18 protein-coding genes and 2 pseudogenes are annotated in these 25,193 nt (G+C 59.3%); 5 read left to right on the top strand and 15 right to left on the bottom strand.

Going from position 1 to position 25,193, the window contains the following annotated elements:
• Positions 1 to 61: 61 nt before the first annotated feature.
• From ACWW1C_RS20455 to ACWW1C_RS20505, 11 genes are all read right to left on the bottom strand, one after another.
• Positions 62 to 472: a sterol carrier protein gene (locus ACWW1C_RS20455; protein ID WP_071289739.1), complete on the bottom strand. Its 411-nt coding sequence runs from the start codon at positions 470 to 472 to the stop codon at positions 62 to 64.
• Between the two features lie 76 nt (positions 473 to 548).
• Positions 549 to 1,628 carry a BtrH N-terminal domain-containing protein gene (locus ACWW1C_RS20460; protein ID WP_071289740.1) on the bottom strand — a complete coding sequence of 360 codons (1,080 nt, stop codon included), beginning with the start codon at positions 1,626 to 1,628 and terminating at the stop codon, positions 549 to 551.
• Positions 1,629 to 1,670: 42 nt separating this feature from the next.
• Positions 1,671 to 2,792: an acyl-CoA dehydrogenase family protein gene (locus tag ACWW1C_RS20465; protein WP_204354881.1), complete on the bottom strand. Its 1,122-nt coding sequence runs from the start codon at positions 2,790 to 2,792 to the stop codon at positions 1,671 to 1,673.
• A gap of 66 nt (positions 2,793 to 2,858) precedes the next feature.
• Positions 2,859 to 4,472 (bottom strand): fatty acid--CoA ligase, encoded by a 1,614-nt coding sequence (locus ACWW1C_RS20470; RefSeq protein WP_110797519.1) that lies wholly within the window; start codon positions 4,470 to 4,472, stop codon positions 2,859 to 2,861.
• A 26-nt stretch (positions 4,473 to 4,498) separates the two neighbouring features.
• Positions 4,499 to 5,152, bottom strand: coding sequence for a transglutaminase-like domain-containing protein (locus ACWW1C_RS20475; protein WP_071289743.1), 654 nt, complete (start codon positions 5,150 to 5,152; stop codon positions 4,499 to 4,501).
• Positions 5,149 to 6,603: a cytochrome P450 gene (locus tag ACWW1C_RS20480; RefSeq protein ID WP_061001200.1), complete on the bottom strand. Its 1,455-nt coding sequence runs from the start codon at positions 6,601 to 6,603 to the stop codon at positions 5,149 to 5,151. The genes ACWW1C_RS20475 and ACWW1C_RS20480 overlap by 4 nt, the downstream gene beginning before the upstream one ends.
• A 912-nt stretch (positions 6,604 to 7,515) precedes the next feature.
• A complete protein-coding gene (locus tag ACWW1C_RS20485; protein WP_083420679.1) occupies positions 7,516 to 8,472 on the bottom strand; it encodes an alpha/beta hydrolase in 957 nt (318 codons plus the stop codon).
• Between the two features lie 5 nt (positions 8,473 to 8,477).
• Entirely contained in the window at positions 8,478 to 9,983 is a 1,506-nt protein-coding gene (locus ACWW1C_RS20490; RefSeq protein ID WP_083420677.1) for a flavin-containing monooxygenase, read from the bottom strand.
• 78 nt (positions 9,984 to 10,061) lie between these two features.
• Positions 10,062 to 11,528 carry a flavin-containing monooxygenase gene (locus ACWW1C_RS20495; protein WP_083420676.1) on the bottom strand — a complete coding sequence of 489 codons (1,467 nt, stop codon included), beginning with the start codon at positions 11,526 to 11,528 and terminating at the stop codon, positions 10,062 to 10,064.
• Entirely contained in the window at positions 11,525 to 12,448 is a 924-nt protein-coding gene (locus tag ACWW1C_RS20500; protein ID WP_071289557.1) for a reductase, read from the bottom strand. The genes ACWW1C_RS20495 and ACWW1C_RS20500 overlap by 4 nt, the downstream gene beginning before the upstream one ends.
• Before the next feature lie 17 nt (positions 12,449 to 12,465).
• Complete coding sequence (locus ACWW1C_RS20505; protein WP_071289556.1) at positions 12,466 to 13,317, bottom strand: SDR family NAD(P)-dependent oxidoreductase; 852 nt, start codon at positions 13,315 to 13,317, stop codon at positions 12,466 to 12,468.
• Positions 13,318 to 13,449: 132 nt separating this feature from the next.
• Here ACWW1C_RS20505 and ACWW1C_RS20510 point away from each other — a divergent pair, with 132 nt between their 5' ends.
• Positions 13,450 to 14,079: a TetR/AcrR family transcriptional regulator gene (locus tag ACWW1C_RS20510; protein WP_110783688.1), complete on the top strand. Its 630-nt coding sequence runs from the start codon at positions 13,450 to 13,452 to the stop codon at positions 14,077 to 14,079.
• Between the two features lie 608 nt (positions 14,080 to 14,687).
• On the opposite strand, the gene ACWW1C_RS20515 is transcribed toward ACWW1C_RS20510, so the two are convergent.
• Both ACWW1C_RS20515 and ACWW1C_RS20520 read right to left on the bottom strand, forming a co-directional pair.
• Positions 14,688 to 15,155, bottom strand: coding sequence for a PaaI family thioesterase (locus ACWW1C_RS20515; RefSeq protein WP_060999849.1), 468 nt, complete (start codon positions 15,153 to 15,155; stop codon positions 14,688 to 14,690).
• Between the two features lie 482 nt (positions 15,156 to 15,637).
• Positions 15,638 to 16,477, bottom strand: a pseudogene (locus ACWW1C_RS20520) (IS256 family transposase); the annotation flags it as partial.
• 364 nt (positions 16,478 to 16,841) lie between these two features.
• On the opposite strand from ACWW1C_RS20520, the gene ACWW1C_RS20525 reads away from it, so the two are divergent.
• Positions 16,842 to 17,873 carry a TIGR03617 family F420-dependent LLM class oxidoreductase gene (locus ACWW1C_RS20525; protein WP_260939884.1) on the top strand — a complete coding sequence of 344 codons (1,032 nt, stop codon included), beginning with the start codon at positions 16,842 to 16,844 and terminating at the stop codon, positions 17,871 to 17,873.
• Between the two features lie 442 nt (positions 17,874 to 18,315).
• Here the strand turns inward: ACWW1C_RS20525 and ACWW1C_RS20530 are convergent, their stop codons facing one another.
• Entirely contained in the window at positions 18,316 to 18,906 is a 591-nt protein-coding gene (locus tag ACWW1C_RS20530) for a TetR/AcrR family transcriptional regulator (RefSeq protein ID WP_061004411.1), read from the bottom strand.
• A 461-nt stretch (positions 18,907 to 19,367) separates the two neighbouring features.
• On the opposite strand from ACWW1C_RS20530, the gene ACWW1C_RS20535 reads away from it, so the two are divergent.
• Together ACWW1C_RS20535 and ACWW1C_RS20540 are read left to right on the top strand one after the other, a co-directional pair.
• Positions 19,368 to 21,200: a fatty acyl-AMP ligase gene (locus ACWW1C_RS20535; RefSeq protein WP_260939885.1), complete on the top strand. Its 1,833-nt coding sequence runs from the start codon at positions 19,368 to 19,370 to the stop codon at positions 21,198 to 21,200.
• Between the two features lie 1,041 nt (positions 21,201 to 22,241).
• Positions 22,242 to 23,479, top strand: a pseudogene (locus ACWW1C_RS20540) (IS4 family transposase).
• 234 nt (positions 23,480 to 23,713) lie between these two features.
• On the opposite strand, the gene ACWW1C_RS20545 reads toward ACWW1C_RS20540, so the two are convergent.
• Positions 23,714 to 24,391, bottom strand: coding sequence for a TetR/AcrR family transcriptional regulator (locus ACWW1C_RS20545; RefSeq protein ID WP_071286876.1), 678 nt, complete (start codon positions 24,389 to 24,391; stop codon positions 23,714 to 23,716).
• Positions 24,392 to 24,609: 218 nt separating this feature from the next.
• On the opposite strand from ACWW1C_RS20545, the gene ACWW1C_RS20550 reads away from it, so the two are divergent.
• Positions 24,610 to 25,182, top strand: a complete 573-nt coding sequence (locus tag ACWW1C_RS20550) for a TetR family transcriptional regulator (RefSeq protein WP_061000995.1) — start codon at positions 24,610 to 24,612, stop codon at positions 25,180 to 25,182.
• The last annotated feature ends 11 nt before the right edge of the window (positions 25,183 to 25,193 follow it).

Here is a 25,193-nt window from a genome sequence, read left to right on the forward strand (position 1 = left end):
CACGGCGAATCTCACCGAGGAATACGGTTGAAGCTACGACAGCGCCGATTGACTTGCCATATCAAGCACTTAAAAGATCTCGACGTCTCTCCGCCTCCAGCATTGCACGGTACTCCGGAAAGAGATTCTTGGCCTGCGGTATTAGTCTCACCAACTTGGCTACAGGGCCTTTAGCCCTGACATTCCCTTTAGCCATGGCCACCGTCAGATTCACCTTGCCCAGCCAAAACCTATTGCCAGTGTCGGCAGTCATGAATAGTTCGACGTTCGGCGTAGCGGCGCTGGTGGCTCCAGTCTCGATCAATTTGTTTGGCATATCCACGGTTACTATCGCATCAGGATCGGTGTAGTGAATGCGCAATACCACCCCGGACCGAGCAAGCTTTGTCGCAAGCTCTGCGTTTTCTAAACCTCGCCGGAAAATTCCACCCAAGTAGCGGTAGACCTCATCCTCATCAGCGAAAACGGACATTGCTTTCCTCCATCTATTGACATATTGACTAAATGGTTGTTCCGCGAATCCTCACGCGACCATATTTGCCGCAGCCTTATCCGCTCGTGATTCGTCTTCGACGAAGCGAATTTCCCGCAGCCCTCAGCGCGGTCGCCAACTCCCATTCGGCACTCGGCAGCTGCGCCGCCAAAGAAGCAGCATCTGCGGCCCTACGGCGGGGGTCGGTCTCCGGGTCATAAGCGATCGCCGCCAAGCCCGTCCAAAGTCGGGATGCGGCCGCAGCGGCGTCGGCAGCTTCTTGTGCAGGTTCGAAATCGAGTAGTTCCGCCACCTTTTGGCAACCCTGCGCCTGGAGGCTCCGGAACAGGCCGCCTCCCGTTCCAGCCTTTTGAATAAGGGCGCTTAGCGCAAACAATGCCGCTTCGAGGCAATCATCATCGAAAAGGTCCGACCACCGGTTCAAATCCTCAACGAAAGAAGAAATTCCAGCCAGTCCGTTCACCTGCATTTCGGAACTGGAAAGCGACGCAATGGGCGCGCCAATGTAGGCGCCTTCCATGGCTTCAGCGCTGCGAAGAAACGCCGAGCACGCAGCTACCCTGAGGTCGGGTGCAGACTCCGGCCACTCGACGATGTAAGTCGTATTGCGGGTCGGGACTGGAAATCCAGTCGAAGCACGGGCGCGCCGTAGATTTGCATACGGAACCGCCTGGACAGTATCGCGATCATTATCTACGACATAAGCGACTTCCCGGGCATCATCATACCCGACGACCACGACGTCATGCCGACTCATGTTCAGCCGCGCGCGCAGATAAGGCAATTCGGCGATGTCCGTCCACACCATGACTGGCGTGCCCGCGTCGAGCTGCTCGGTCACCCATTTCCATCCAAGGTCAGCGTCGTCGGTCGCGCGAGTCTCCAACTGCGCACCCAATCGGTTCAAGTATTCGTCTTCAAGATCGGCGCTACGCCCAACGAGATAGACCGGCGGTTGAAGTTTCGCTGATCGGATGTAGGAGAAGTCCAATGCGCCGCCAAGCACAAAAACCAATCCTTCATCCGGTACGTGTCCGGCGAAACGAATACCCGCCCACTCAGTCAAGTCACGTAGCGCACCCGAACCACAATGGCCCGCAACTTCATGTCGATAGGGCAGAATCACCGTTGCCATTCGAGCTCCTAGATTTGTTTAGAAAAGTCAATTATCGGTCGATCACAGCGATCGAGAGATGATTTCCTTCATAACCTCGTTCGTGCCGGCATAGATTTTTTGCACGCGCTGATCCACCCACAATCTCGAGATGGGGTACTCAGTCATGTAGCCATAGCCGCCGTGCAGCTGCATACAGTCATCAAGGACCTTCATAGCCCGTTCCGTGGTCCACCACTTCGCCATAGCGACGGTCTGCACGTCGAGTTGACCCGCAAGGTGCAGGTCGATGCAGTAGTCGAGGAACACTCTTGCGATGCGCGTTTCGGTCGCAGCTTCAGCCAGGACGAACTTGGTGTTCTGAAAGCCAAAGACCGGCCGACCAAACGCCTCGCGCTCACGCGTGTACTTAAGCGTCTGCTCCAGGGCAAGCTCCATCGCCGCGACTGCACCCACCGCCACGATAAGTCGTTCTTGGGGCAACTGGTTCATGAGCTGAATGAAGCCCTGACCCTCGGTCTGGCCCAGTAGATGCGAGCGCGGAACCCTCACTTCGTCGAAGAACAACTCAGAGGTGTCCTGACCGCGTTGGCCGATCTTGTCGAGAACCTTGCCACGCCGGAACCCCGCCCGGTCAGCTTCGACTACGAAGAGAGATATTCCGGCCGCGCCCTTACTGGAGTCGGTTTTGGCAACGACAATTATCAGATCGGCTTGCTGGCCGTTGGTGATAAAGGTCTTCGAGCCCGAGATGACGTACTCGTCTCCGTCCAGTACAGCTTTGGTTTTGACACCCTGCAAATCCGAGCCGGTACCTGGTTCAGTCATGGCTATGGCTCCAACGAGTTCGCCGGATGCCATCTTGGGCAACCATTCTCGTCGCAGCTCTTCAGTCGCGTACTGCAGGATGTAGTGCGCGACGATTCCGCTGTGCAGCCCAGCGCCCCATGAACTGTCACCGATGCGGGCCTGCTCTTCGAGCACGACCGCTTCGTGCGCGAACGTGCCACCGCCCCCGCCGTATTCCTCAGGTATAGACATGCAGAGCAAGCCCAGCTCACCCGCCCGGTTCCACAGTTCTCGGTCGACGTGGTGCTGGTCGGCAAAGCGCTGCGCATGCGGCGCCAATTCGGCCGAGAAGAACTTCGCTGCGAGGTCACGAAGCTCTACCAATTCGGCATTCATCCATGGGGACATTGAGATGGACACAATTTCCTTTCAACAACTCGAGTTTGCAACTATTCAGAGGAATCAAACGTACTGAACTTTGTAATGTCCAGACGCATGTTTCGCACGGATCGCTTTTTTGTCATACTTTCCAACACTTGTACGTGGTATGTCAGCAACGAAACACCATCGCTCCGGAATCCACCACTTTGCAACCTTCTGCGAGATAAAGACCTGGAGTTGGTCAATGTTCACCTCAGAGCCCGGGTGAACTACCACAAGAGCCAAGGGCCTCTCCTGCCATTTGTCGTCAGGAACTCCGATGACCGCTGCTTCGTAGATTGAGGGATGACCGATAAGCGCGTTTTCCAGTTCTACCGACGAGATCCATTCGCCGCCAGATTTGATCACGTCCTTTGAACGGTCCGTCAGGGTGAGACATCCGTCCGGATCGATGCGGCCGACGTCACCGGTACGCAACCATCCTTCGTCAAATTTGTCCGAGTCGAAGTCACCGAAATATGAGCCGGTTATCCACGGCCCACGCGCCTGAATCTCCCCAACTGATTGTCCGTCCCACGGCACGTTTTTACCGTCGTCGTCCCGCAGACGGATTTCGACACCGCAGATCGGCCGACCTTGACTGGCCCGCATCTCCCATCGTCTCGTCTCGTCAGCGTCGCGATTCGGACGTGCAACGGTAGCCAGCGGAGACGTTTCGGTCATGCCCCATGCCTGCACGATGGGCACGTTGTACTTTTCTTCAAACCCACGAATCAGGGAAATCGGAACAGCCGATCCTCCGCAAGCGACCAAACGTAGCGAAGATATATCCCGCCCAGGATGCGAATCCAGATATCGGTCGACATCATTCCAGATCGTCGGCACCGCACCAGCGACGGTCGGCCCGGTGTTTTCGATGAGCGATACCAATGGTTCGGCTTGGAGATACCGGTCAGGCAGCACCAGATCCGCACCGGACATCAACGCTGCATAGACAAGCCCCCACGCATTGGCGTGAAACATTGGGACGATGGCCAACAGACGGTCGGCCTCGCTGATCGACAACGCATTAGCGGTGCACGCGGTCAGGGAGTGCAAGTAGGTGGAACGATGACTGTAGACGACGCCTTTGGGATCTCCCGTGGTGCCGCTGGTGTAACACATGGCCGCGGCAGACAACTCGTCGAGAACCGGCCACTCAAATGACTCTTCCTGGCCGGCAAGCACTTCCTCGTAACACAGAACTGTTTTTCCGCTTCCCTGCAACGGGGCAAGGTCGCCCTGTCCTGTAACGATGACGGTGTGCACCGACGTCATTGCAGGGAGCGCGGCAGCCAGCAACGGCGCGACCGACGCGTCTACTATCACAATCTGGTCGTTCGCATGATTGGCGATGTACGCGAGTTGCTCTGGGGCCAAACGAATGTTCAAGGTATGCAGGACCGCACCCATGGAGGGAACCGCACAGTAGGCCTCCAAATGTTCCTGGTTGCTCCATTGGAAGGTGGCCACGCGTTGATCTGCAGTGACGCCAAGGCTGCGCAGAGCGTTGGCGAGTTGAGCTACTCGCGGCAGCATTCCGCGATAGGAAGTCCTGCGATAGCCAGCTCCGGTTTGAGTTATGACCTCGCTATCACCGTGTATGGCTGCCGCATGCTGAACGATTGCCGAGACCGTGAGGGGAACATCTTGCATAGTGCTTTGCATCGTGTAGTGCCCTTTCAGGCGAAGAGGTCGGGACTGCTGTTCGGCTGGTCGATGAAACTGCCATAATGCGATTTCAGTGCTTGCAGGATGTCTGCTAGGGGTAGATCGTCGTAGGCTCCCCGATCGCACAGATACTCCATGTGCTGGGTGCCGTCACCCGTAAACCCATGTAGCAGTGCGTCACTACGACCATCGAAATCTATCGGCGAGACACCGAAACGCGCGCACAACTCACGATTGAACGCCGGAGTGGCCTTCACCCAGGCACCGTTGAGAAACATGAGACTGTAACCGTGATAGACAAAGACGTCTGTACCACCCATCCGCTCGCGCAATGTCTTGGTTTGGAGGTGGTTTCGAACGTCGGCGAACCCCAGCCGCGCCGGAATTCCAGCCGCTCGGCACGCTGCCGTCAACAGCACGGCCTTCGGGACGCAGTAGGCGCGTCCGGATGTCGCGACGGTACTGGCGCGATACGCGTCCGGGTTATCGGTGACTGTGTAGGGGTCATACCAAATGGAGTCACGGACCGCGGTAAAGATGCCTATCGCTTTCGTAATGTCGTCAGCGGCGCCCCGGATCGCCGACGACACGAAGCCACGTACCGCATCATGTTGCCAATCTAGAAATTCCGTGGTTTCGAGATAACGCCTGTAATCGTCAGTCATCGGCGTCTCATCTCCAACGGAAGTCCGTCCACCGGAATAGGAAGCGAGGTGTTGTCCCACCGGACCTGATAGTTCTCCGGAACCGTCCAGATGAACGACCGCAGCATCCGGTGCAGGATCGCTTTGACCTCAAGAGTTCCGAATTGCATGCCGATACACTTATGCGCTCCTCCCCCGAAAGGTACCCAGGCGAATCGGTGGTGTTGATCCTCGCGCCGAGGCTCGTCAAAACGTGAAGGATCGAACCGCTCAGGATCACTCCAGATCGTTCGATCGAAGTGATTCACCGCAGCTGTTATGGCACAAACGGTGCCCACTGGGATGTGATATCCGTCGATGGCGACATCTCGAACCGTCTTGCGCATCACCAGCGGAACAGGTGCAACCAATCTGAGCGCTTCCTTGATCACAAGGTCGATAACCGCCATCTTCTCTAGGGCCTCGATGTCTGGCAACCCGTCACCGACGGCCTCGGCTTCCGCCGCCGCCGCCTCCTGCCACACCGGATTCTTGGCGAGGAAATAGGCGACCGCAGTAGTGGTGATCGTCGATGTGTCGTGAGCCGCCATCATCAAGAAGATCATGTGACTCACCACATCCTCGTCGGAGAACCGCTCCCCGTCTTCGGTGGTGGCTTGACAAAGAGCAGCGAACAGATCGTCCGTTTCACCGGCTCGCGCGGCCGACAGATGCCGGAAAAAGTAGTCCTCCAAGACGCGCCGGCCTCGCACACCAGCGCGGAATCTAGTTCCCGGAAGCGGAACACGCACAAGGGAGCTCGCTGCACGCACCGCAGCGACGAACGCCTTGTTGACAGCATCACTCTCCTCCTTGCCGCGGCCACCCATGAAAACGTCGGTGGCTACATCGAGGGTGAGTTCCTTCAGCAGTGGATAGATTCGAGTCGACGAGCCCGTCGGCCACGCGGGCACTGCTGAGCGAACGCATGGGGTTACTTGCTCGACATATCCGGTCAGGCGCGGACGCGTAAACGCCTCCTGCATGATGCGTCGGTGCATCAAGTGCTCATCAAAGCTCATGAGCATCAATCCGCGATGAAAGAAGGCGTCGATCAAAAAGGACCAGCCATCCTGAGAAAATGCCTTCGCTTCGCTCGTGAAAGCCTGCCGGGTGGCCTCCGGACCGGCGATGACCACCAACTTGGTGCCGAACGCGCCCATCCACGACACAGAACCCAGACGGTCGTAGCGCTCTCGGCTGAAATCCGACCCGAATCGGATGTAGTCGAGCGTATGACCGACAAGAGGCAGGCCTGAATCGCCGAGCACCGGTTTCAAGCCACTTCCGGACGGCACAACAGCGAGTTCACAGACCGGCCAGCCTCGGCACCATCGACGCCAACTCTCGTCAACGACACGCGGCGCGGGCGCAAGCAGGACGGACGACAGACTCTTTCTGGCTTCAATCACAGGCTCAACAAGCGGGTTCACAACAGCTCCTCCCAGTCACGGCGTACCTTGACCGCACTCGCCACCAGTTTTTACATATTGGATGTAAATGTCAATATCTAGACAGATGTGATATTTTGTCATCAGCAGCGGCTGAATCTCGGCCTCGTCACATGCCGTTCGACTGACACCGCCAGGCTGGACTTCAGACCAACGAGCTCACGCTCCAGCAAGAGTGCCAACGCTCGCCTGGTTTCCGAGTCAGGATCCGTTACACGAACGTCGATCCCGGCCTGCGCGCGCCGGAATTTCACCGCTCGGTGCGCGGCGCCGACTGGGCACAGAGTGCCCAAGCTGACCACGGCAATAGTTCCCTCAAACCTTTGCATAGCCAGACTCATCGTCGGGCGTCAGTTTGCCGCAACAATGGGATGGCTACCTACCGATGTATCTGGCATCGCGTAGTAGCACTGATGCGCAATTTCGCAGCTAAGCCTGCCTCCTGATCTGGTGGCGAAATACCACCGACCAGCCTGCCGGCAATCGACAGCGCCGCAATCTCAGTCTCCAAACGACGACGGCGATCAAGCCCACCGCACATCAAAGACGCGTTGCTATATGCCTTCATCCCTGATTAGTCGCGGTAGTCCCTCGCCCATCGGAGATTTCGACAGATACGACGACGAACAATGCACTGATGCCATATCGCTGACCGCCACGAGATTAGACGTTATTCCGACAAACACTACAGATACGCCCAGCATTATCCACGGTGGCAAAATTTCGCAACCGACACTTTCCGAAGGACGAGGTATAGCTACACCGGCAACGCCGACACCCACCACAATCTGCACCGGATCGTATCCATGCCGTTTAGAAAGAAAATTTTCACCATATTTCGACAGAGACCAAAAGGTCACTGAAATTGACATCAAATCACTAGTTCGGCGCTTTTCATTTCGATGCAGCTTCTTTGAGGAATCTACCTGCACATTCAATTGCTTCGCGCGCCTCGGGCAAAACTCTGAACATAGCCTGGAAAACGTGAATTTGTCCTCGATACACCTGGATTTCGACCGATGAGCCGTCGGCTCGAAGATACTTTCCGAGCGTCCGCGAATCATCGATCAGCATTTCTCGACCACCGACTTGAATCAAGGTCGGTGGCATGCCGCAAAGGTCGGCAGTAAGCACGCTAACTCGAGGATCGCTGGGATCTGCCCCAGCTACGTACAACTGGAGCGCCCGTGCCGCCGACCGTGCAGACGCGAAAGGGTCTGAGCGCCGGACTTCGCGTGCTCGCGCTAGTTTGCAGCTGAGGTCCAGCACCGGGGACATCAGGAGCAACGAATCCGGGACTGGCAGCATCTCGTCTCGCGCGCTTAGCGCAGTCGCCATCGAGAGCTGCCCTCCTGCGGAATCTCCAGCCAAAGCCACAGAATCTCGCCCTCCAGATGAACTCGACCGATGCGCAAGCCAGCGGTACGCATTCAATGCGTCGTCAGCTGCGGCCGGGTACGGGTAGCGCGGCGCTAGTCGGTACTTGACGGCGAAGATCGGCCGACCGCTAGCTGAGGCCAGCTCACCGAGAAGTCCGCGATGCGTACCTGGAGAACACATCGAATAGGCGCCGCCGTGAATATAGAGCACAGGCGGTGCGTGAGGATCAACAGCGGACGATGTGACCCATTCCCCGCAAATCCGACTTCCAGCAAACTGGGCATCCACCTGTTCGACTGTCACCCCACGGCGTGGCCACGAGGTGGCAAGTGCGATACGCAGCACTCGATCCAAGACAGCAATTCCATAGGCATTCGGAGGGAGAACTCTGGCCAGCGGGCGAATCGTAATCTGCGACGAGAGAGCGAGCAAGTAGCTCGCAATACTGGGCCGCCAGTCCGGCGCCTTCATATCCGTCACGACGAGGCCACCGACCCTCGCCTGTCAAATCGGTAACTAGACAATGGAAAGGTTCGGCTTCGCAGAGATGTCTCGAGTGTCGTCGACGGGCGGAGCGGCACATCTCCATGTTGGTCGAAATAGTAACTATTTGCCGCCGAACAGGTGGGTTGCCAGAAAACTTGTCGGTGGCGTCGCCGGAGCACATCAGCAAAATACCGATCATTGGCCTCATCAGTGACCTCTATATAATTCGATCCCGACGCGCGAGCATGCCGAAGGCATCGGACAATGTGCCGACTCTGCGCTTCGATTAGGGCGAAATAAGAAGAACCGTTGTAACCATATGGACCAAAGATGTTGAAATGATTCGGAAATCCCGGGACGCTCACGCCCTCAAAAGCCTGGAGGCGGTGCTCGTCCCACCAAGCCGCCTGTTCGAGTCCACCGAGGCCTTTAAGCATATATGTCGGCATGTTGCCCGGCTCCATCACCTTGAAACCCGTCGCGAGTACTAGAACATCAATCGGATAGGTTTCACCGTTGATCGTGTGAATTGATTGGCCATCTATGCATGAGATTCCATCCGTTTCGAGCGAAACATTGCGTCTATTGTAAGTCGCTAGATATGAATTGTGGAAGCTAGGCCTCTTACATCCGAGAGCATATTTTGGAATAAGACTTTCCCTCGTGCGTGCGTCATCTACTTGATTGCGCATATAGCGCTTCGCGAGGTCCTCCATCGCAGTCGACATGGGAAGAATCGTGTGAAAGTGAGCCGCGATCGGAAACGTCAGCTCGACAAATGCTTGACTACCTATGCGCGTCGCAAACTGCACGCCCGGAAAATGGCGTAATGCAGCGCGAGCCCACCTAGGTACCCGAAAATCCGGCTTGGGCAAACAATAGATGGGCGTACGTTGAAACACCGTCAAACTTGCCGCAGTTTTGGCGACTTCAGGAATCAGCTGTACCGCTGAAGCTCCCGTACCGATGACTGCCACTCTCTTGCCCGCGACGTCCTTAGAATGATCCCATCGAGCGGTGTGCAGGGTGACACCAGCAAAGCTTGCGATGCCCGGTATCTGCGGCCATTTCGGGCGACTCAAAACACCTGAACAGTTGATGACGAAACGTGCGGCTAGCTTCTCTCCAGCCGCAGTCCGCAATTGCCATAGATTTACAGACTCATCATAACAAGCTTCAATAATGGTCGTATTGAAGCGAATTCTTTCGGCAAGCCCATACTTCTCTACACACTCGACCGCATAGTCCTTAAGCTCATTTCCGTGTGCATATGTGCGCGACCAATCAGCCCGTTTTTCGTAGGAAAATTGATAGCTATACGACGGAATATCCACCGCGATACCGGGATAAGTGTTCCAATGCCAAGTGCCACCTACACCGCCAGCATCATCTACGATTAAGAAGTCGGAAAATCCCGACTTTTGCAGGCTGATCGCGGTGCCGATACCCGAGAAGCCCGCTCCCACGATTATTATCTCACTATCAAAGACCTGCATATAAATTCATCGCTTCCTAAGACTGATCTATGGGCATTGTCATCCGACGCTTTTTGAGAAGCGCCGAATGATCGGCTTCTATCCATCATTACCAGTGACGATATAGTCATGCATGTCGAATTGAGAGAGTTCTCTTCTGAATTGGGTGGCAAAACCCGGATACATCGTACCGTTGTATCCGTCCTCGGTTAGGTACCAACTTGTGCATCCTGAATTCCAAGTCGTCCGCTTAAGGCGACGTTGGATGTCCGCGTGGTAGGCACTTTGCCGGTCATTTCGAACATCCAGCGTGCGCACACCTTGAGCTTGGAGCACTTTGATCGCCTGGACGATGTAGTCGATGGCCGCTTCCATATAGATAAGAGCTGAATTATGGCCCGGACCGGAATTCGGTCCAAAAGTGAAGAATAGGTTCGGATAGCCGGCGACGTTCACACTTTTATAGGCATACGTTCCCCGAGACCATTCATCGTCTAGCTTTCGCCCGTTTAGACCTCGCACCGGGAAGGGTGTGCCCTGCTTACAGACATCGAATCCGGTTGCAAAAACTATACAGTCGACCTCATGCTCGACACCATCGGCTGTCCGAATACCGTTAGGAGCCAGAGTAGCAATTGGCCAACTAATGAGCTTGCAATTACTAGCTTGCAGGGCTGGGTAGTACTCGCTGGTCATCAGCATCCGTTTGCACCCCGGCCTGAAGCTAGGGGTCAACTGGCGTCGAAGCCAGCCGTCCTTCACCTGCCGACGCAGATTAGATTTCGCCGCTATTTCGATGACTGTCGTTGCAGCCGTATCCCACACCATGCCGACAGCCATGACCTCGTGCGCCCAAAACCATATTTGTCGCCCAGCTTGTTCGAATGAAGACGAACGACGGAACATGGATCGCAACCAGCCCGGGTGCGTGAAATTCGCCCTTGGTAGAACCCAACCGGGCGTTCGCTGAAAGACCTTGACTGATTTAGCGCATTTCACCAATTCTGGCACAATCTGGACTGCACTCGCACCTGTTCCGACCACGGCAACACGTTTGCCTGACAAGTCATAGGCGTGATCCCAGCGAGCGCTGTGCATCTTTTTGCCTTCGTATGAATCAATACCCCTGATGTCCGGGAGACTCACATTCGCAAGTGGCCCACTCGCAATGACGATCGACCGACCCGCGTATCGCCGGCCATCCCTTGTGTCAGCAAACCAGGTAGCGCTTTCTTCATCGAATTCAATCGAACTCACTTCAGAACTAAAATTGATGAATCGAGTAAGATCATACTTTGCAACGATTCTTTCAATATATTGCAGTATCTCGGCGCTACCCGAGTACGCTTGCGACCAGGAAGGGTTCTGTTCAAAGGAGTAAGAATAGAGCAATGAAGGAATGTCGCAAGCCGCTCCGGGGTAGCTGTTATCCCGCCAGGTTCCTCCGATGCTATCGGAACGCTCCAGTATAACGAATTCGTCCATGCCCTCCTGAATCAGCCGAACAGCCGTGCCGATACCAGCGAATCCGGCGCCAATTATTAGAGTGGTCTTTACTCCTGTCATTTCGCTACCGGCTCATAAGTCAGCTCGTCAGTCCATGAAGGTGGTCGACCTAGAACTCGAACGGGGAAAACATCGATTGCGTCGCCCAGGCGCTGTGATATGAAATGCAGGGGTTGGGATCGTTTAATCGAAGACGACATGTGAGCCTTCAGAATGTGATATCCGGGAACCCTCCGAGTGTGTTCACTGCGATCACCGACATTCGCGTAACGTGTTACGGCGTTGTATAGTTTTTCTTCCGACAAGCCCATGGCATTGAGATTCATCAGCATTCGCGTTAGGAGAGGTACATAGAGTAACCCGCCAGCCAGGATTCTTGGATCAATCAGCGCGCCAGCTGTTTGGATTGCGTGGACTCGCATCGGGCTGGCACCCAGATCATTGAGGACCTGAAAACCTACGGCTAGATGCCTCGACTCGTCGCTGTTCACTTTATTGAAAACCTCGGCACAAAGCGGGTCCGCGACCTCGTCCAATAGAAATTTGAGCAAAGCTCCGTCGAGGGCGGTTTCCAGAGCGGGAATCGCGGCACCAATCACCGTTAATGGTAGAGCTTCAGCATATCGATCTAGCCATTCTATCACCAGCCGGATATTTTTGTTCGGAACGGGCTTTTCGTCCCTTTCCAGCATCCCCCACCGCCGCATGAGTGCTAGCTCAACGTTGGCGTGGCGCTGCTCTTCAGCGTGAAAGTACCGGTAAATGTCACCCAGAGCTTCGAACGGAGCTTTTGGTGCCATCGCCGCGAATGCCCGCGCTCCGACATGTTCAATCCATACTACGTCAGCCATGAACTGCTTGAGCTTGGGACGCTGCTCATCCGTGATGAGCTCAGCACCCGGAGCATCCCAATCGATATCCGCCAGCGCCCATTGCTTACTTTTTATAGTTTCGAGCATATCGCTATATGCGAAAGACATTTCCTTACGCGCTTTCTCTAGACGATCTGTTTCCAGGAAGCCACTTGATCCATCAATCCCAATGCACGTGTGAAAGTGCTCGGTAGTGTTCTTTTAATCTGCCACAGCACTTTTGCATCGATCTGAGGCACGACGTAGATTTGCCCCCGGTCATGTGCGTCGAGTGTTTTCCGTGCGACAGACTCCGGCGATACGCCGGTCCACTTCATCAGCGTGCCCGCGAGTCTGGCAGCAGACTCTTGGATTTGAGGATTATCTACGATGTTGGTTTTCACAAATGTCGGACAAAGCACGGTGACATTGACATCGGTACCAGAAAGTTCGGCTGCTAATGTCTCTGATAGAGCCAGAACGCCCGCTTTGCTCACGTTGTAGGCGCCCATACGCGGCGCGGCGCCAAAACTTGCCGCGGACGCAACGTTGATTACACCGCATCGGCGATTCTCGCGCATCCGAGGGACAAAAGTCTCGCAACCGTAGATAACACCCCAAAGGTTCACTGAGATCGCGGCAGTCCAGTCGTTTATCGATGTTGCACCGATAACGTTGCCACCCGCGCCGATTCCGGCGTTATTGATCACCAAGCTGGCGGGCTTTCCGAACCAACTCTCACCCGTCTTTGCCAACAGCCGTACCTGGTCGAGTTCGGTCACATCGCATTCGATGTCGAGGCCTTCGCCGCCCGCCTGGCGCACCAGTTCGGCCGACTCCCGCGCTGTGCTCAGATTTCTGTCCGCACATATCACCCGGCCACCGCGACGCGCGAGCTCCACAGCAAAGGCGCGCCCGATGCCACTGCCCGCCCCCGTCACGACAGCGTCGGCTCCGTAACTCCGACCTGGCGTTCGGCCAAGAACCGACAATTTCATGTGACCTTTCCCTATTTGATTTGGCGGCCGCAGAGCGATTGCGACGCAACTCACTTCTGGTGGCGGCTGCCACCATTGGTGGCAGATGACACCAGTTTGTCCGTCGCTTGTCCCGTTTGTCAAGATGGTGGTGTGCGGTCTCAAAACAAGCGGTGGGGTGGGCGCACAGGCGCGGAACGGCGGGCAGAGCGGCGCCAGAGGTTCATCGAGGCGGCGACTGAAATATGGACCGAGAACGGCTGGGCTGCGGTAACCATGCGCGGCGTGTGCGCAGCCACCGGGCTCAATGATCGATACTTCTACGAAGAGTTCAAGACGCGCGACGATTTGCTCGTGGCAGCGTGGGACGGTGTCCGGAGTGAGGTGCTAGGCGAGCTCTCGACTCTGTTCAACGAGCGGATCGATCGGCCGGCGATGGAGACGATTGCCGCGGCGATCTCCATCGTGGTTGACCGGATCGCTTCCGATCCAGGCCAAGCCCGCATCCTTCTCGCCCACCACGTCGGCAGTTCTCCACTTCAGGATCGCCGCGCACTCGCATTGCAAGACGCAACGCAACTCGTCGTGGAGGCAAGCCGACCCCATTTGCTTGATGACGTAGACGAGGCAGCGCTCCGAATGGATACCTTGGTTGCCGTAGGCGGTTTCGTCGAAGTCATCACCGCGTGGCATTCTGGGCTGCTCGATGTGTCGAAGGACGAGGTGATTGTGCATACGAGCCGACTAGCCGAGATTCTCGCGCAGCGTTACCTGGCTGATTGATGGCACGGTGATGTAGCTGGTCGACTCGTTCTGCTCCGTCGAACTAGGTAGTTCGACGAAGGCGATGTGCGCGACGGGGTCACCAGACACATGGCCTGGGGAACCGTCTGCTTTTGCGATCACACGAATGATGTCGAGTACGATGGACCGCTGCCACCGAACTCCAGCGGCAATCCACCGACAGCACTGTGCGTATTGCTACGGGTCGCCGAGGTTGACAATTAAGACCTCACCAATCGATGGGCGAAGCACCGAAGGTGCCCGGTGGACGAGAATCTGACTAGGCTGGCGCCGATGCCCTGCGCCACCGCAGTCGGGAACCGACCCCGCTCACCAATTGGTCGACCGGGACGAAAGCCCTTGTCTTCGCCTTGATGAGCGTCGGGTTATTCAGTCTCCACCCATAGTCGGCGAATCGGCCGTTCGAGCCGAAGTGCGCGGACCTGTTCATCGTCCCAGTCCAATCAGCGGTTGTCCCTCGGGACTCTAGAGCGCCGCAGCTGCCAGAAGAACGACGAGGCGATCGCATCGATGGTTTCAACTCATACCGATTACGGCTGTCTGTGATCGGGTGCGGAAGGCACGAACGCGGCCTGCCGCAAACAGGTTCACTGCACTTCCTGTTGATGAGCCCCGTTGTCTGCACGGCGAACGAGTTCCGCGAATAGTTCGCCGAATCCCTTGATGTCCCCATGCGCAGCGAAGTGCCCTACTTCCACTGCTATGAAGACCGCTTCAGCAGTGAAGCGCATAACGCCGTCAGCACCAATTCCGGCGCCGGTGACGTGGATGGCACGGCCATTGCGTTCAGTAATACGCGCGGCGATCCTATGGGCATCATGCAGCGGAACCGGCTGCAAGTACTCGACGGTCAGCCTGCGTGTGACAGCCGGCGTTCCGGCGATCCACAACGTGAAGCCAAACAAGTCATCGCACGCGGCGGCGATGGCCCCGCCGTGGGCGAGACCTGGCGCGCCGACGTGCCGTTCATCGAATGTGACGTCCGCGTACACCTCCTCCCCTCGACGGAAGACCGAAAGGTGCAGTCCATGCGGATTGTCTGGCCCACAGCCCATACACGTCGGAGTGTGCGACGGTAACCGCTGCACGTCCGGTGGATTCGAAATGCTCACAAAGACCTCTTCTCGTCACTGGTGGTAAGTACCACGATCGCTGGCGCTCGAATGCGGGCCGGCTGCTCTGCTCGCTATCCCGAAGACGGGCAAGGGCACCGCACCGATGACGCCGAATGGGATTCCCTTGTCGCACAACCGGGCACGAAAACTCCTCGTTACTTCCAGCGGAGACTCATCGACGCGTCTGTCGAACGCGAACGCCCGCCTCGCGACCTGCGAATCCTCACTAAGCCGGAAGCAACATGCTGTATTCAGCGTAGCCAGCAGCGTAATCCACCAGTACTCACGAGAGTGCCGGAACGCTGGCTACCTGACAGTCAATGTTCACATTCCGAGCAGCACAATCCGTACAGTTAGTTTCCCTACGCTACATTGAGTAGCATAGGGAATGCAATCGCTTATTCAACCGGGGCACCGACACAAAACCGCATCGAGTTGCGGCTCAGCTTCGCCGCGCACGTCTGCACCGCGGTGTGTGACCGCATGGTCGCGATCGCGTCCGGGAACCCAGTGAGCCCGCCGCAGCACACGGTCAACACATCCTTGACCCCGCGATTGGCCAAATCGGCGGATACCAACACCTAGAACGAAGCGCCTTCGTTCGGCTGATCCCAGATCCCCCGAACGCGCTTGATCCCGGTCATATCGACGCCCACAGCGATGTGGCGCGGCCTTGTTGGGGGTGTGGCCGCCGTCTTTGACCTTCACAATCATCGCGTCGAGGTAGATCACCGGATACGACGGTTCCAGCGGTCGGCGCTGCCATGCCAGGACCCCGTCGGAGATCTCGTCGACGGTATTGGGGATCGTCTCTCGCGATGCCTGCGTCCCGATCGCCGAACTAAATCCGAAATCGGATGTCCCGCAAATTGATTCCGCACCGCATATCGGGAGATGGCCATGTCATCGAGCCTGCCTTCACCACGCTGGCCGATGGGTACCAGCGTCGGGGTCAACGAACCGCTGCGGTCTCGCGGCACCTCCAAGGGTAACGGGCCGGCCTGGTGAGCACCGTCTTGAGTGGGCCGCCGTTTCACCCGCCTGATCAGATCGCCGTTCTCGTCACCAAGGTGAGCGGTGAGTTCGGCGCCAGCCCACGTTGAAGGACGAGCTTGATCAACCCCGGCAGCAGCCCGCCATCACCGGTCAGCGCCACCTCGCAGTTATCGATCGGCGCCAGCAGTTCATACACTGACCCCCGAAGCACGAAGCGCGTCGGCCATCTCGACCGTAGGGCTGGCGGCAACCAGCGCCGCATCCATTGCCCTTTCATGTCGTCACGTCCTGCGATCCTTCCGTTAAGAGGATTTACACAGTCCATCTAATGCGCCCACGGACCGCCCGCCACGCCGAGCGGGTCTTCGACTCAGTACGCGCCACACGCCAGACTCGTGGACGATGCGCGCCAACGACGCCGTGAACGAGACCCGTTCGAGGCGACCCTCGGGACTGAAGTGTCACCATCAAGACCACCGGAACTGTCATAAATGAGATGTGATCGGTCCCATGGTGAGGTGCCATCACTTGCGGGTCGAAATGCCGGGGGTGCGGGCAGAACTGCGCGACAAGGAGATTGGCGCTCGGCACTTCCCATCGTCGCTAACATCCAACGCGTAGGCTCCCGGTGTGCATGTCGACGTGATGACCGTTCCGCAGCCTTTGGCCCAGATGGGCACGCTTGCCCAGCGCACCCAGGCGGCCGGTTTCTCCGGCCTCCTGCTGACCGAGACCGGCCGAACCGCCTATCTGAGCGCAGCGGTCGCATCCCAGGCCGCGCCCGGGCTCGAGCTGTCGACCGGTGTCGCAGTAGCTTTCCCGCGAAGTCCATTCATCACCGCGGCATCAGCGTGGGAACTGCAGGAAGCCACCGGGGGCAAATTCCGGCTCGGGATCGGCACCCAGGTACGCACGCACGTGGTGCGGCGCTACGGCATGCCCTTCGAACAGCCTGGACCACGGCTGCGCGACTATGTTCGCGCCGTGAAAGCGTGCTTCACGGCGTTCCGGACCGGCAAGCTCGACCATCACGGCGACTTCTACGACCTGGATTTCATCACGCCGCAATGGAGCCCCGGTCCCATCGACGCCCCCGATCCCAAAGTCGATATCGCGGCGGTGAATCCGTGGATGCTGCGCATGGCCGGCGAGGTGGCCGACGGCGTGCACATTCACCCGCTCGGTGAGCCGGGCTACATCGCCCGCCACGTGCTGCCGAACGTCGCCGCCGGTGCCGAGAAGGCGGGCCGCTCCCCTGCCGACATCGACACGATCATCCCGGCCATGACGATCGTCGGCGACAGCGACGAGGAACGGCACAACGAGCGTGAATTCGTCCGGGCCAGCATGAGCTTCTACGGCAGCACCCCGAACTACGCATTCATCTGGGACGAGGCCGGATTCGAGGGCACCACCGCACGCCTGCGGGAGAAGCAGAAGGCCGGCGACATGGCCGGCATGATGGCGCAGATCACCGACGACCACATCGCCGCGTTCGCCACTGAATCCACCTGGGATGAGCTGGCGGACAAGCTCATTGCCAAATATGGCGGCGTCGCCACTCGCATCGTGCTCTACAACGCCCTCGGCGGGTCAGACCGTTTCGAACGGTACGGCGAGATCGCGCGGCGACTGTCGGCGGCCTTGCCCCGGTTTGACTGACATCAAAACAATCTCACGATCGTACCCGGAGACTTCATTTCCGCAATGAGATGAGGTGCCTCTATGCATTCTCGAGATCGGCCTCATAGGTCATTACGACTACACCCACTGCCGCGCTCGAGTCAGGAGATCCTGTTGATTTTCAACATCGGGTTGACGGCGCACCGGGACAGTGCCATTGCCATGCCGCCTAGCGCTCAGCGCTATCAATTGTCTGACAGCGAGAGCCATGTACGGCCGCTGCTCGCCAAGTTCCCAGATCAGTCCGCGCTAGCGCCGAAGGCGCGGCCTCCACTGCCGCCGCTAGTCGGCCGTAATGCCACTACGGGTTTCGTAAACCCCACACCATCTTCGATATCCGTAGGAGCTCCCGAATCTGCCCGGCGCCGCAAGTGCACCACCGCGTCACGAATTCTCGTTTCTGCACCTCACTCCTCGGCGGCTACACACTTCCCGACGGCTTCACAACTGCCGACAGCAAGTTGGGAGTATTTAGCAGATGCTGCGCGTAGTCGAGAAGCACACGATGGAGCAGCTCGTCGGGCACGTCCAGCAACCGCGCATCGGTTACAACGCCGGAAACTCCGCCGATGATCATCGACGTCCCGATATGGTGGGCGACGTCCGCGTCGGGGCCATCTAGCAACGTGATCAGCTTCACGACGGCGTTCTCCAACTCGACATGCGTCTTCGCCAGCGTGCTCATCGCCGGGTCGTTCTGCACAATTGCGCTGAGGCCCCTATGACGCACCGCCAGTTCGACAAAGCCACTGACGGCGACTTCGCGCCGCGAATTGGGGTCGGGAAGCGCGTCGGCGATACGTATTACGCGAGCGATGTCCTCGAGTAACGGCTGCGCGACAGCCCTCACGATCTCGTCTTTGGTGTGAAAGTGGTAGTACACAGCGGCTTTGGTCACCTCAAGCCGATCGGCGATCATCTGCAGGGTAGTGCCCTTGACGCCGTACTCAGCAAACAATTCCAAAGCCGCCTGAACGATACGGTGACGTAGGAAGCCACGTGATGACGTCAAGTTTCCTCTGCCAACCTTTCGGGGAGTTTATGCGGGCTGCGTGCGCACTGGATGAATGATGCTACATCGGCGGATGTGATGTCACTCACCTCCGACCGGGTTGCACATAGTTAGCCATGGAAGCTAAATTAACCTGCTAGTTGGCAAGTTAAATTTGTTATCGCGGCTAGAAAGCAGCACTCAGTCCCGTTGGAGCCGATGTGCGAATCATTCAGACCATTTCGTTACGCCTGAATCGCCTGCTCGACATGTTGGTCGCCCCAAAGCGGCCGATCGCGGCAGTCATCGGGGCGTACTTCTGGTGGCCATACGGTGTTTGCTTACCGCCCAAACGCCAGCAGTCGACCGGACGCGCACCCGCAGCTGATCAGTCTGCAGCACGGCACGTCTAGACAGTAGGAGCGCAGACACTGTGACGCTGTTTCCTTTGGGGCCAACGGCGAGAAAGGCCAAGGGTCAACATGACTTCGAGGACACGCAAAGCGTTGAGCGACAATGCTATTGGACATACAGCGTCAGCCGAAAATTCCCTTCACTCCGATGGCAGCATTGTCATACCGGACGGCATCACGCTGACGTCGTTCCTTGAACGCAACCGCGCAGCGATGGGCGAAGAGCCGTCGTACCGGTTCATCGACTACGCGCAGAACCCCGACGGCGAGATCATCGAACTCAGCTGGAACGGGCTCTGGGCTCAGGTCAACGCCGTCGCCGCCCGGCTCCAACAGGTGACCCAGCCACGCGACCGCGTGGCCATCCTCGCGCCCCAGGGCGTCGACTACGTCGCGGCGTTCTTCGCCGCCGTCCACGCCGGAAACGTCGCCGTGCCGCTGTTCGCGCCGGCCCTCGCCGGGCACACCGAACGACTGGCCGCTGTGCTGTCGGACACCAAACCGTCCGCGGTGCTCACCACGACCGCGGCCGCCGAAGCGGTCCGCGCGTTCATCAAGACACTGCCCGCCGCCGAGCGTCCGCGGGTCATCGCCGTCGACGCCGTCCCCGGCACGCTCGCCGAGATGCACGTCGACCCCGATTCTCGCACCGACGACGTCGCCTACCTGCAGTACACCTCGGGCTCCACCCGCACCCCCGCCGGTGTCGAGATCACGCATCGCAACGTGTGCACCAACGTCATTCAGATGATCCTGGCCGGTGGCCTGGACACCGACATCCGCAGCGTGAGCTGGCTGCCGCTGTACCACGACATGGGTCTGATCATGATCATGTTCCCCGCGCTGTGCGGCGGCCAGATCAGCCTGATGGACCCGATGGCGTTCGTCCGCAGGCCCTACCGCTGGATCCGGCGGCTGGCCGACGAAGCCGCACACGGCCGGACTTTCGCCGCCGCACCGAATTTCGCCTTCGAGTTGTGCGCACAGCGCGGGCTGCCGCCGGCCGGCGAGCCGCTCGACCTCAGCAACGTGGTGACCCTGCTCAACGGGTCCGAGCCGGTGACGCTGCCGTCCATCGAGCTGTTCATGGAGGCCTTCAAGCCGTACGGACTGCCCGAGACGGTGGTCAAGCCGTCGTACGGCATGGCCGAGGCCACACTGTCAGTGGCCAGCATCGGCGCCGACGAAAAGCCAAGCGCCACTTATCTGGACCGTGAGGAACTCGCGGCAGGCCGAGCCGTCGTCGTGGGCCGCCATGCCGACGGCGCAGTCCCCCACGTGTCGTGCGGGCGGGCCATCCCCGACCAGTGGGTGGCCATCGTGACCCCCGACGGCGACGAAGCCGCCGACGGCACGGTCGGCGAAATCTGGTTGCACGGCAACAACATCGGGCAGGGCTACTTCGGCCGGCCCGAGGAGTCCGAGCGGGTGTTCGGCAACAAGCTGCAGACCCGGCAGACCGTCAGCCACGCCGACGGCGCCGAGGACAACGCATTGTGGTTGGCCACAGGCGATCTGGGCGTTTACGTGGGCGACGAGCTGTTCGTCACCGGCCGGATCAAGGACCTGGTGATCGTCGACGGGCGCAACCACTACCCGCAGGACATCGAGGCGACGGTCAGCCGTGCCTCGTCCGCGGTGCGCTCGGGCTATGCGACAGCCTTTGCTGTACCTGGTGATTCGGGTGAACAACTGGTCGTCATCGCCGAGCGCGCGGTCGGAGCGGGCCGCGCGGAATTGGAGCCTGTCGCCGAGGCCGTACGGGCCGCGGTGGCGCGGCATCACCAGGTTCGCGTCGCCGAAGTGCGACTCGTTGCGGCCGGACGGATCCCGCGCACGACGTCGGGAAAGCTGGCCCGCACCGCCTCGCGGGCAGAGTTTCTGAACGGTCAATTCGACTGACGTCCTGCTGAAGAATGACAGCTCCTAGTCAGAGTTCAGCACCGCCCGAACCGATGAAACAGATAGATGGTGACGGATGACTACGGATGACTTCGCTCAGACCGAAGATTTCCATGGCTGGAATCGCTGTTGCAGAATTCAGCCTCGATCACGGACCGACCGCTACCCCTCCCACCGCAAATATGGTGGTCCGCATCTGAGACACGAAACCCCGCCCCGGGAGTGCCCCCAGCCAGCGACGCACCTAGAGCGCGTAGAACTAGCCCATCAAACCGTGACCTGGCGCTCACCCTGGATGGGCAATCGCACGACGTTCGTCGTGAAGTACCTGAACGAGCACTACCGAATACACCTACCTCGAGCGATCGCACGTGGAATCGTCGTCGAGTACCTTTACCTGGTCGCCGACCATTTCAGGATCGACCGCTACCGCGCACAACGATTCTTGACCGACGAAGCCTTGCGCGCGAGCGCTTTCGACATCCTGGGATCACCACGCACCAATGCTCGAGCTTGGACTGATACGAATGAGGACCATGTCGTCGAAACGCACGCTCCCTATAATTCTAGAGACTGATGGGCCCCGGGGTTTCGCGCAGTCAGTTTGCTTGACTTTTGCTCACGACATCCATCGAGGAACCGGCCAGACCATCTACTGCTGCCGCAAATAGGAACTTATGGGGAGCTGCCAGCTGACATAGAACACCACTAGTGCCGATTGCGCGCCCGACTCTTCACACTACCTGGTAAGCCGATCAAATCAAAGACCTCGACCCGTGTCGCAGGCGGACAAGTCCCCCGTCGGACACACGACTGAGCCGAAGGGTGAATCGCCCCGGGTTTGATGCCAATGTCGTTAACTTTGGCGTTGTTGCAGGTCAAGGCGATGTTGTGGCGAAAGCTGTTGCGCCTGCTCTACTTTGATGAGCGTTGATGGGCTGATTCAGCGAAGGTGATGTGGTGGCCGCGCCAGTTTTCGTTCCTCAGATTGGCTTTGAGAAGTATTGTGCAGCAATGGATTACACGTATTTCTTATTACCTGTGGCCGACGCGAATTCAGGTGGCGAATGTGGTCGGTCAGACCAGTTGACCGACCGGATCGGTCTGGGTGTGCTGACGCGGCTGGTGCACCGCGACCTGGTCGACGAGGTGCTCGCTGACACAGGCAAGGTCGAGCGCCGTCGTCGCCTGCTGCCGGCTCGGGTGGTCGTGTACTTCGTGCTGGCGGTGACCCCGTTCTTCGATGACGCCTACGAAGAAGTGATGCGCAAACTCGTCGATGGTCTGCGATTCCTGCGCGCGCGGAATGACGATTGGCAGGTGCCCACGTCATCGGCGCTGTGTCAGGCCCGGGCCCGACTCGGCGCCGAGCCGCTGCGCGAGCTCTATGAACGGGTGGCCCGGCCGCTGGCCGGTGCCGGCACCCCGGGTGCCTGGCTGGCCGATTTGCGCGTGATGGCCATCGACGGCGTTCAACTCGATGTCCCCGACACCGCCGACAACGATGACGAGTTCGGTCGCAGCGCCAGCAAGGGACTCGACGGTCCCTACCCGAAGGTGAAAGTCCTCGGCTTGGGTGAATGCGGCACCCACGCCGTGATCGACGCACACCTCGGTGGTGTCCATGTCGATGAACGCGACCTGGCCCGCCCACTGCTAGCCAGCATCGAACCCGGAATGCTCGTGCTGGCTGACCCCGGTTCTACAGCCGCCAGTTCCGGCAAGAGGCCGCAGCGACCGGTGCCGAACTGTTGGGGCGGGTGCAGTCGACACTGCTCCTGCACCCGGTGACGGAACTGGCCGACGGCTCGTATGTGAGCGTGCTGCTGACCACCATCGAACGCCAACGCATCCGCCGCCACCAGGCCCGCGGGCTGGCCACGGTGCCGCAAGGCCCGATGGTGCGGGTTATCGAGTACGACATCGCCAACCGCGACACCGACGACCGGTCGCCGATCCGGTTGATCACCACCATCTGCGACCCTGAGCGGGCGTCGGCCGCCGAACTTGCTGCGGTCTATCACCAGCGCTGGGAGTTCGAATCCAGCCTGGCCGAGATAGAAACCCGCCAACGCGGCAGCTACCGAGTGTTGCGTTCGCACAGTCCCGACAGGGTGCGCCAAGAGATCTGGGCACTGCTGCTCACCCACTACGCGATCCGGGCGTTGATGGTCGAGGCCACTGACCCCGACGGGCTCGATCCACTGCGGATGTCGTTCATCCGAACCCTGCGCACCGTCCGCCGCCACGTCACCGGGCAGGCAGGAATTTCCCCCTGACCGGCTGGCGACATGCCTGCGTCACGCCATCGCCGAAATGCTCGAGCGACCCAACCCGGCCCGGCGCCACTGCACCTACCCCCGCGTCACCAAACGAGCCGCCGCCACCAAATTCCCACGAAAAACATTCGGCCACAAGAACATCAACCACCGAGGCCCACCCAAAATCAGACTCACCCGCACACAAAGGACCGCCACTACGGGACTCCCTGAGCGTGACCGCGCCGACGCAGGTCAGGCACGTGTGGCGTCGGGACTTTCGGTGGGTGCCGGCGAGGTGCGGCGGTGGGCGGTGAGGAAGTCATCGACGATGGCGGCGCAGTCGTCGTGGCTCATGACGCGAAACCCGGTCATGCGGGCGAATGCCAAGGGGCCGATCAGTTGGCAGAGCACCCGTTCGAGGTCGAAGTCGCCCAGTTCGGCGCGGGCTTGGTCGCTGTGCAGCAGGGCGTCGAACGGTTGGCGGTACTGGTCGATGACCAGGGTCCGGACGGCGCCGGCCGGGTACTGGTCCTCGGTGTCGGGTTTGGTGGTGGTGGGGCCCAGGGCAAGCCAGGCCAGTGTGGTGATGTGCAGCGGGGCGTCGTTGAACAGCGTTGCCTGCCGGGAGAGCAATTCGATGAGCTGCTCACGCAGGGGTCCACTGCGTGGTGCCGGTGGGGTCACCTGGGGCAGCAGCCGCTCGAAGGTCGCGGCCAGCAGGTGCGAGGAGGTCTTGAAGTGGCGATACAGCGTGGTGCGGGCCACCTTGGAGGCTTTGGTGACCGAGTCGACGGTGACCGCTTCCACGCCGCCGGCGTTCAGCAGGGCCGCGGCCGCCTCCAGCAGCCGGTTGCGCGAGCGGATACGTCGCGGATCGACGTCGTCGTCATCATCAGTGCCGTCGGCGTTGACGTCGGGCCACTCACTCACAGTCACTCACTTTATTGTCCGCCGCCTCCGGTGTGGCCAATCGTCGATTCTCCACACCCCAGGGCAGTTATGCTACCGCGTGTAGCGCAGCGAAACCGCCTATACCAGGAGATGTGGGATTTGTCTGATCGCACCTGGCTGTCAGTGTTTTTGGCGCAGCACACCCCGATCCGGTGGGGATGGCGGTCATCGCATCGGCGCCGGCTCGGGGCGCAGCGATGACAGGTGCGCCGGGCCTGGCTGCTCGTGATGGCCGGGACATCGCGATCCTCGATGCCGCCGTGTCGGTCGCCTCGGTCGGCGGCTACGAGGCAGTACGCATGCGCGCGGTCGCCGAGCGCGCGGGTATCGCCGTCGGCTCCATCTACCGCCGCTTTCCCTCCAAGGCGTATTTGCTGGTCTGCGCACTCACCCGCGAGGTCGAGCAGGTCGAGGCCCTGCGCGATTGGTCGGCGGTGCCCGGTGGCCCCCAGCAGCGACTTGTCGCGCTCAGTGACTGCCTGCATGAGCAGTGGCAGCGTGATCTGCCGCTGACCGAGGCGCTGACCCGGGCGCTCGTCGTTGCCGACAGCGCCGCGGCCGCCGAGGTCGAGCGAACCATGACGGTGCTCAACCGGCTGCTCGCGGCCGCACTGGGCGGCCCGTCCCCATCGCTGCGCGACCAGCAACTGGCCTGCCTACTCGGCGACGTGTGGCTGGCCAACCTGGCCGCCTTCATCAGCGGCCGGGTGCCCGCCGCCGCAGCCCGGGACAGCATCGACCGGGCCATGGCCCTCATCCTGCGCGTCTAGCCCGACACCAT

This window comes from Mycobacterium sp. HM-7 (assembly GCF_053852335.1).

What these genes read in the sequence shown, in the direction of transcription:
- ACWW1C_RS20460 (WP_071289740.1), bottom strand. Translation starts at nt 1,628, where the DNA reads ATGGCAACGGTGATTCTGCCCTATCGACATGAAGTTGCGGGCCATTGT.
- ACWW1C_RS20485 (WP_083420679.1), bottom strand. Translation starts at nt 8,472, where the DNA reads ATGAAGGCGCCGGACTGGCGGCCCAGTATTGCGAGCTACTTGCTCGCT.
- ACWW1C_RS20495 (WP_083420676.1), bottom strand. Translation starts at nt 11,528, where the DNA reads ATGACAGGAGTAAAGACCACTCTAATAATTGGCGCCGGATTCGCTGGT.
- ACWW1C_RS20550 (WP_061000995.1), top strand. Translation starts at nt 24,610, where the DNA reads ATGACAGGTGCGCCGGGCCTGGCTGCTCGTGATGGCCGGGACATCGCG.
- ACWW1C_RS20465 (WP_204354881.1), bottom strand. Translation starts at nt 2,792, where the DNA reads ATGAATGCCGAATTGGTAGAGCTTCGTGACCTCGCAGCGAAGTTCTTC.
- ACWW1C_RS20470 (WP_110797519.1), bottom strand. Translation starts at nt 4,472, where the DNA reads ATGCAAGATGTTCCCCTCACGGTCTCGGCAATCGTTCAGCATGCGGCA.
- ACWW1C_RS20475 (WP_071289743.1), bottom strand. Translation starts at nt 5,152, where the DNA reads ATGACTGACGATTACAGGCGTTATCTCGAAACCACGGAATTTCTAGAT.
- ACWW1C_RS20490 (WP_083420677.1), bottom strand. Translation starts at nt 9,983, where the DNA reads ATGCAGGTCTTTGATAGTGAGATAATAATCGTGGGAGCGGGCTTCTCG.
- ACWW1C_RS20455 (WP_071289739.1), bottom strand. Translation starts at nt 472, where the DNA reads ATGTCCGTTTTCGCTGATGAGGATGAGGTCTACCGCTACTTGGGTGGA.
- ACWW1C_RS20500 (WP_071289557.1), bottom strand. Translation starts at nt 12,448, where the DNA reads ATGTCTTTCGCATATAGCGATATGCTCGAAACTATAAAAAGTAAGCAA.
- ACWW1C_RS20505 (WP_071289556.1), bottom strand. Translation starts at nt 13,317, where the DNA reads ATGAAATTGTCGGTTCTTGGCCGAACGCCAGGTCGGAGTTACGGAGCC.
- ACWW1C_RS20535 (WP_260939885.1), top strand. Translation starts at nt 19,368, where the DNA reads ATGACTTCGAGGACACGCAAAGCGTTGAGCGACAATGCTATTGGACAT.
- ACWW1C_RS20515 (WP_060999849.1), bottom strand. Translation starts at nt 15,155, where the DNA reads ATGGGCTGTGGGCCAGACAATCCGCATGGACTGCACCTTTCGGTCTTC.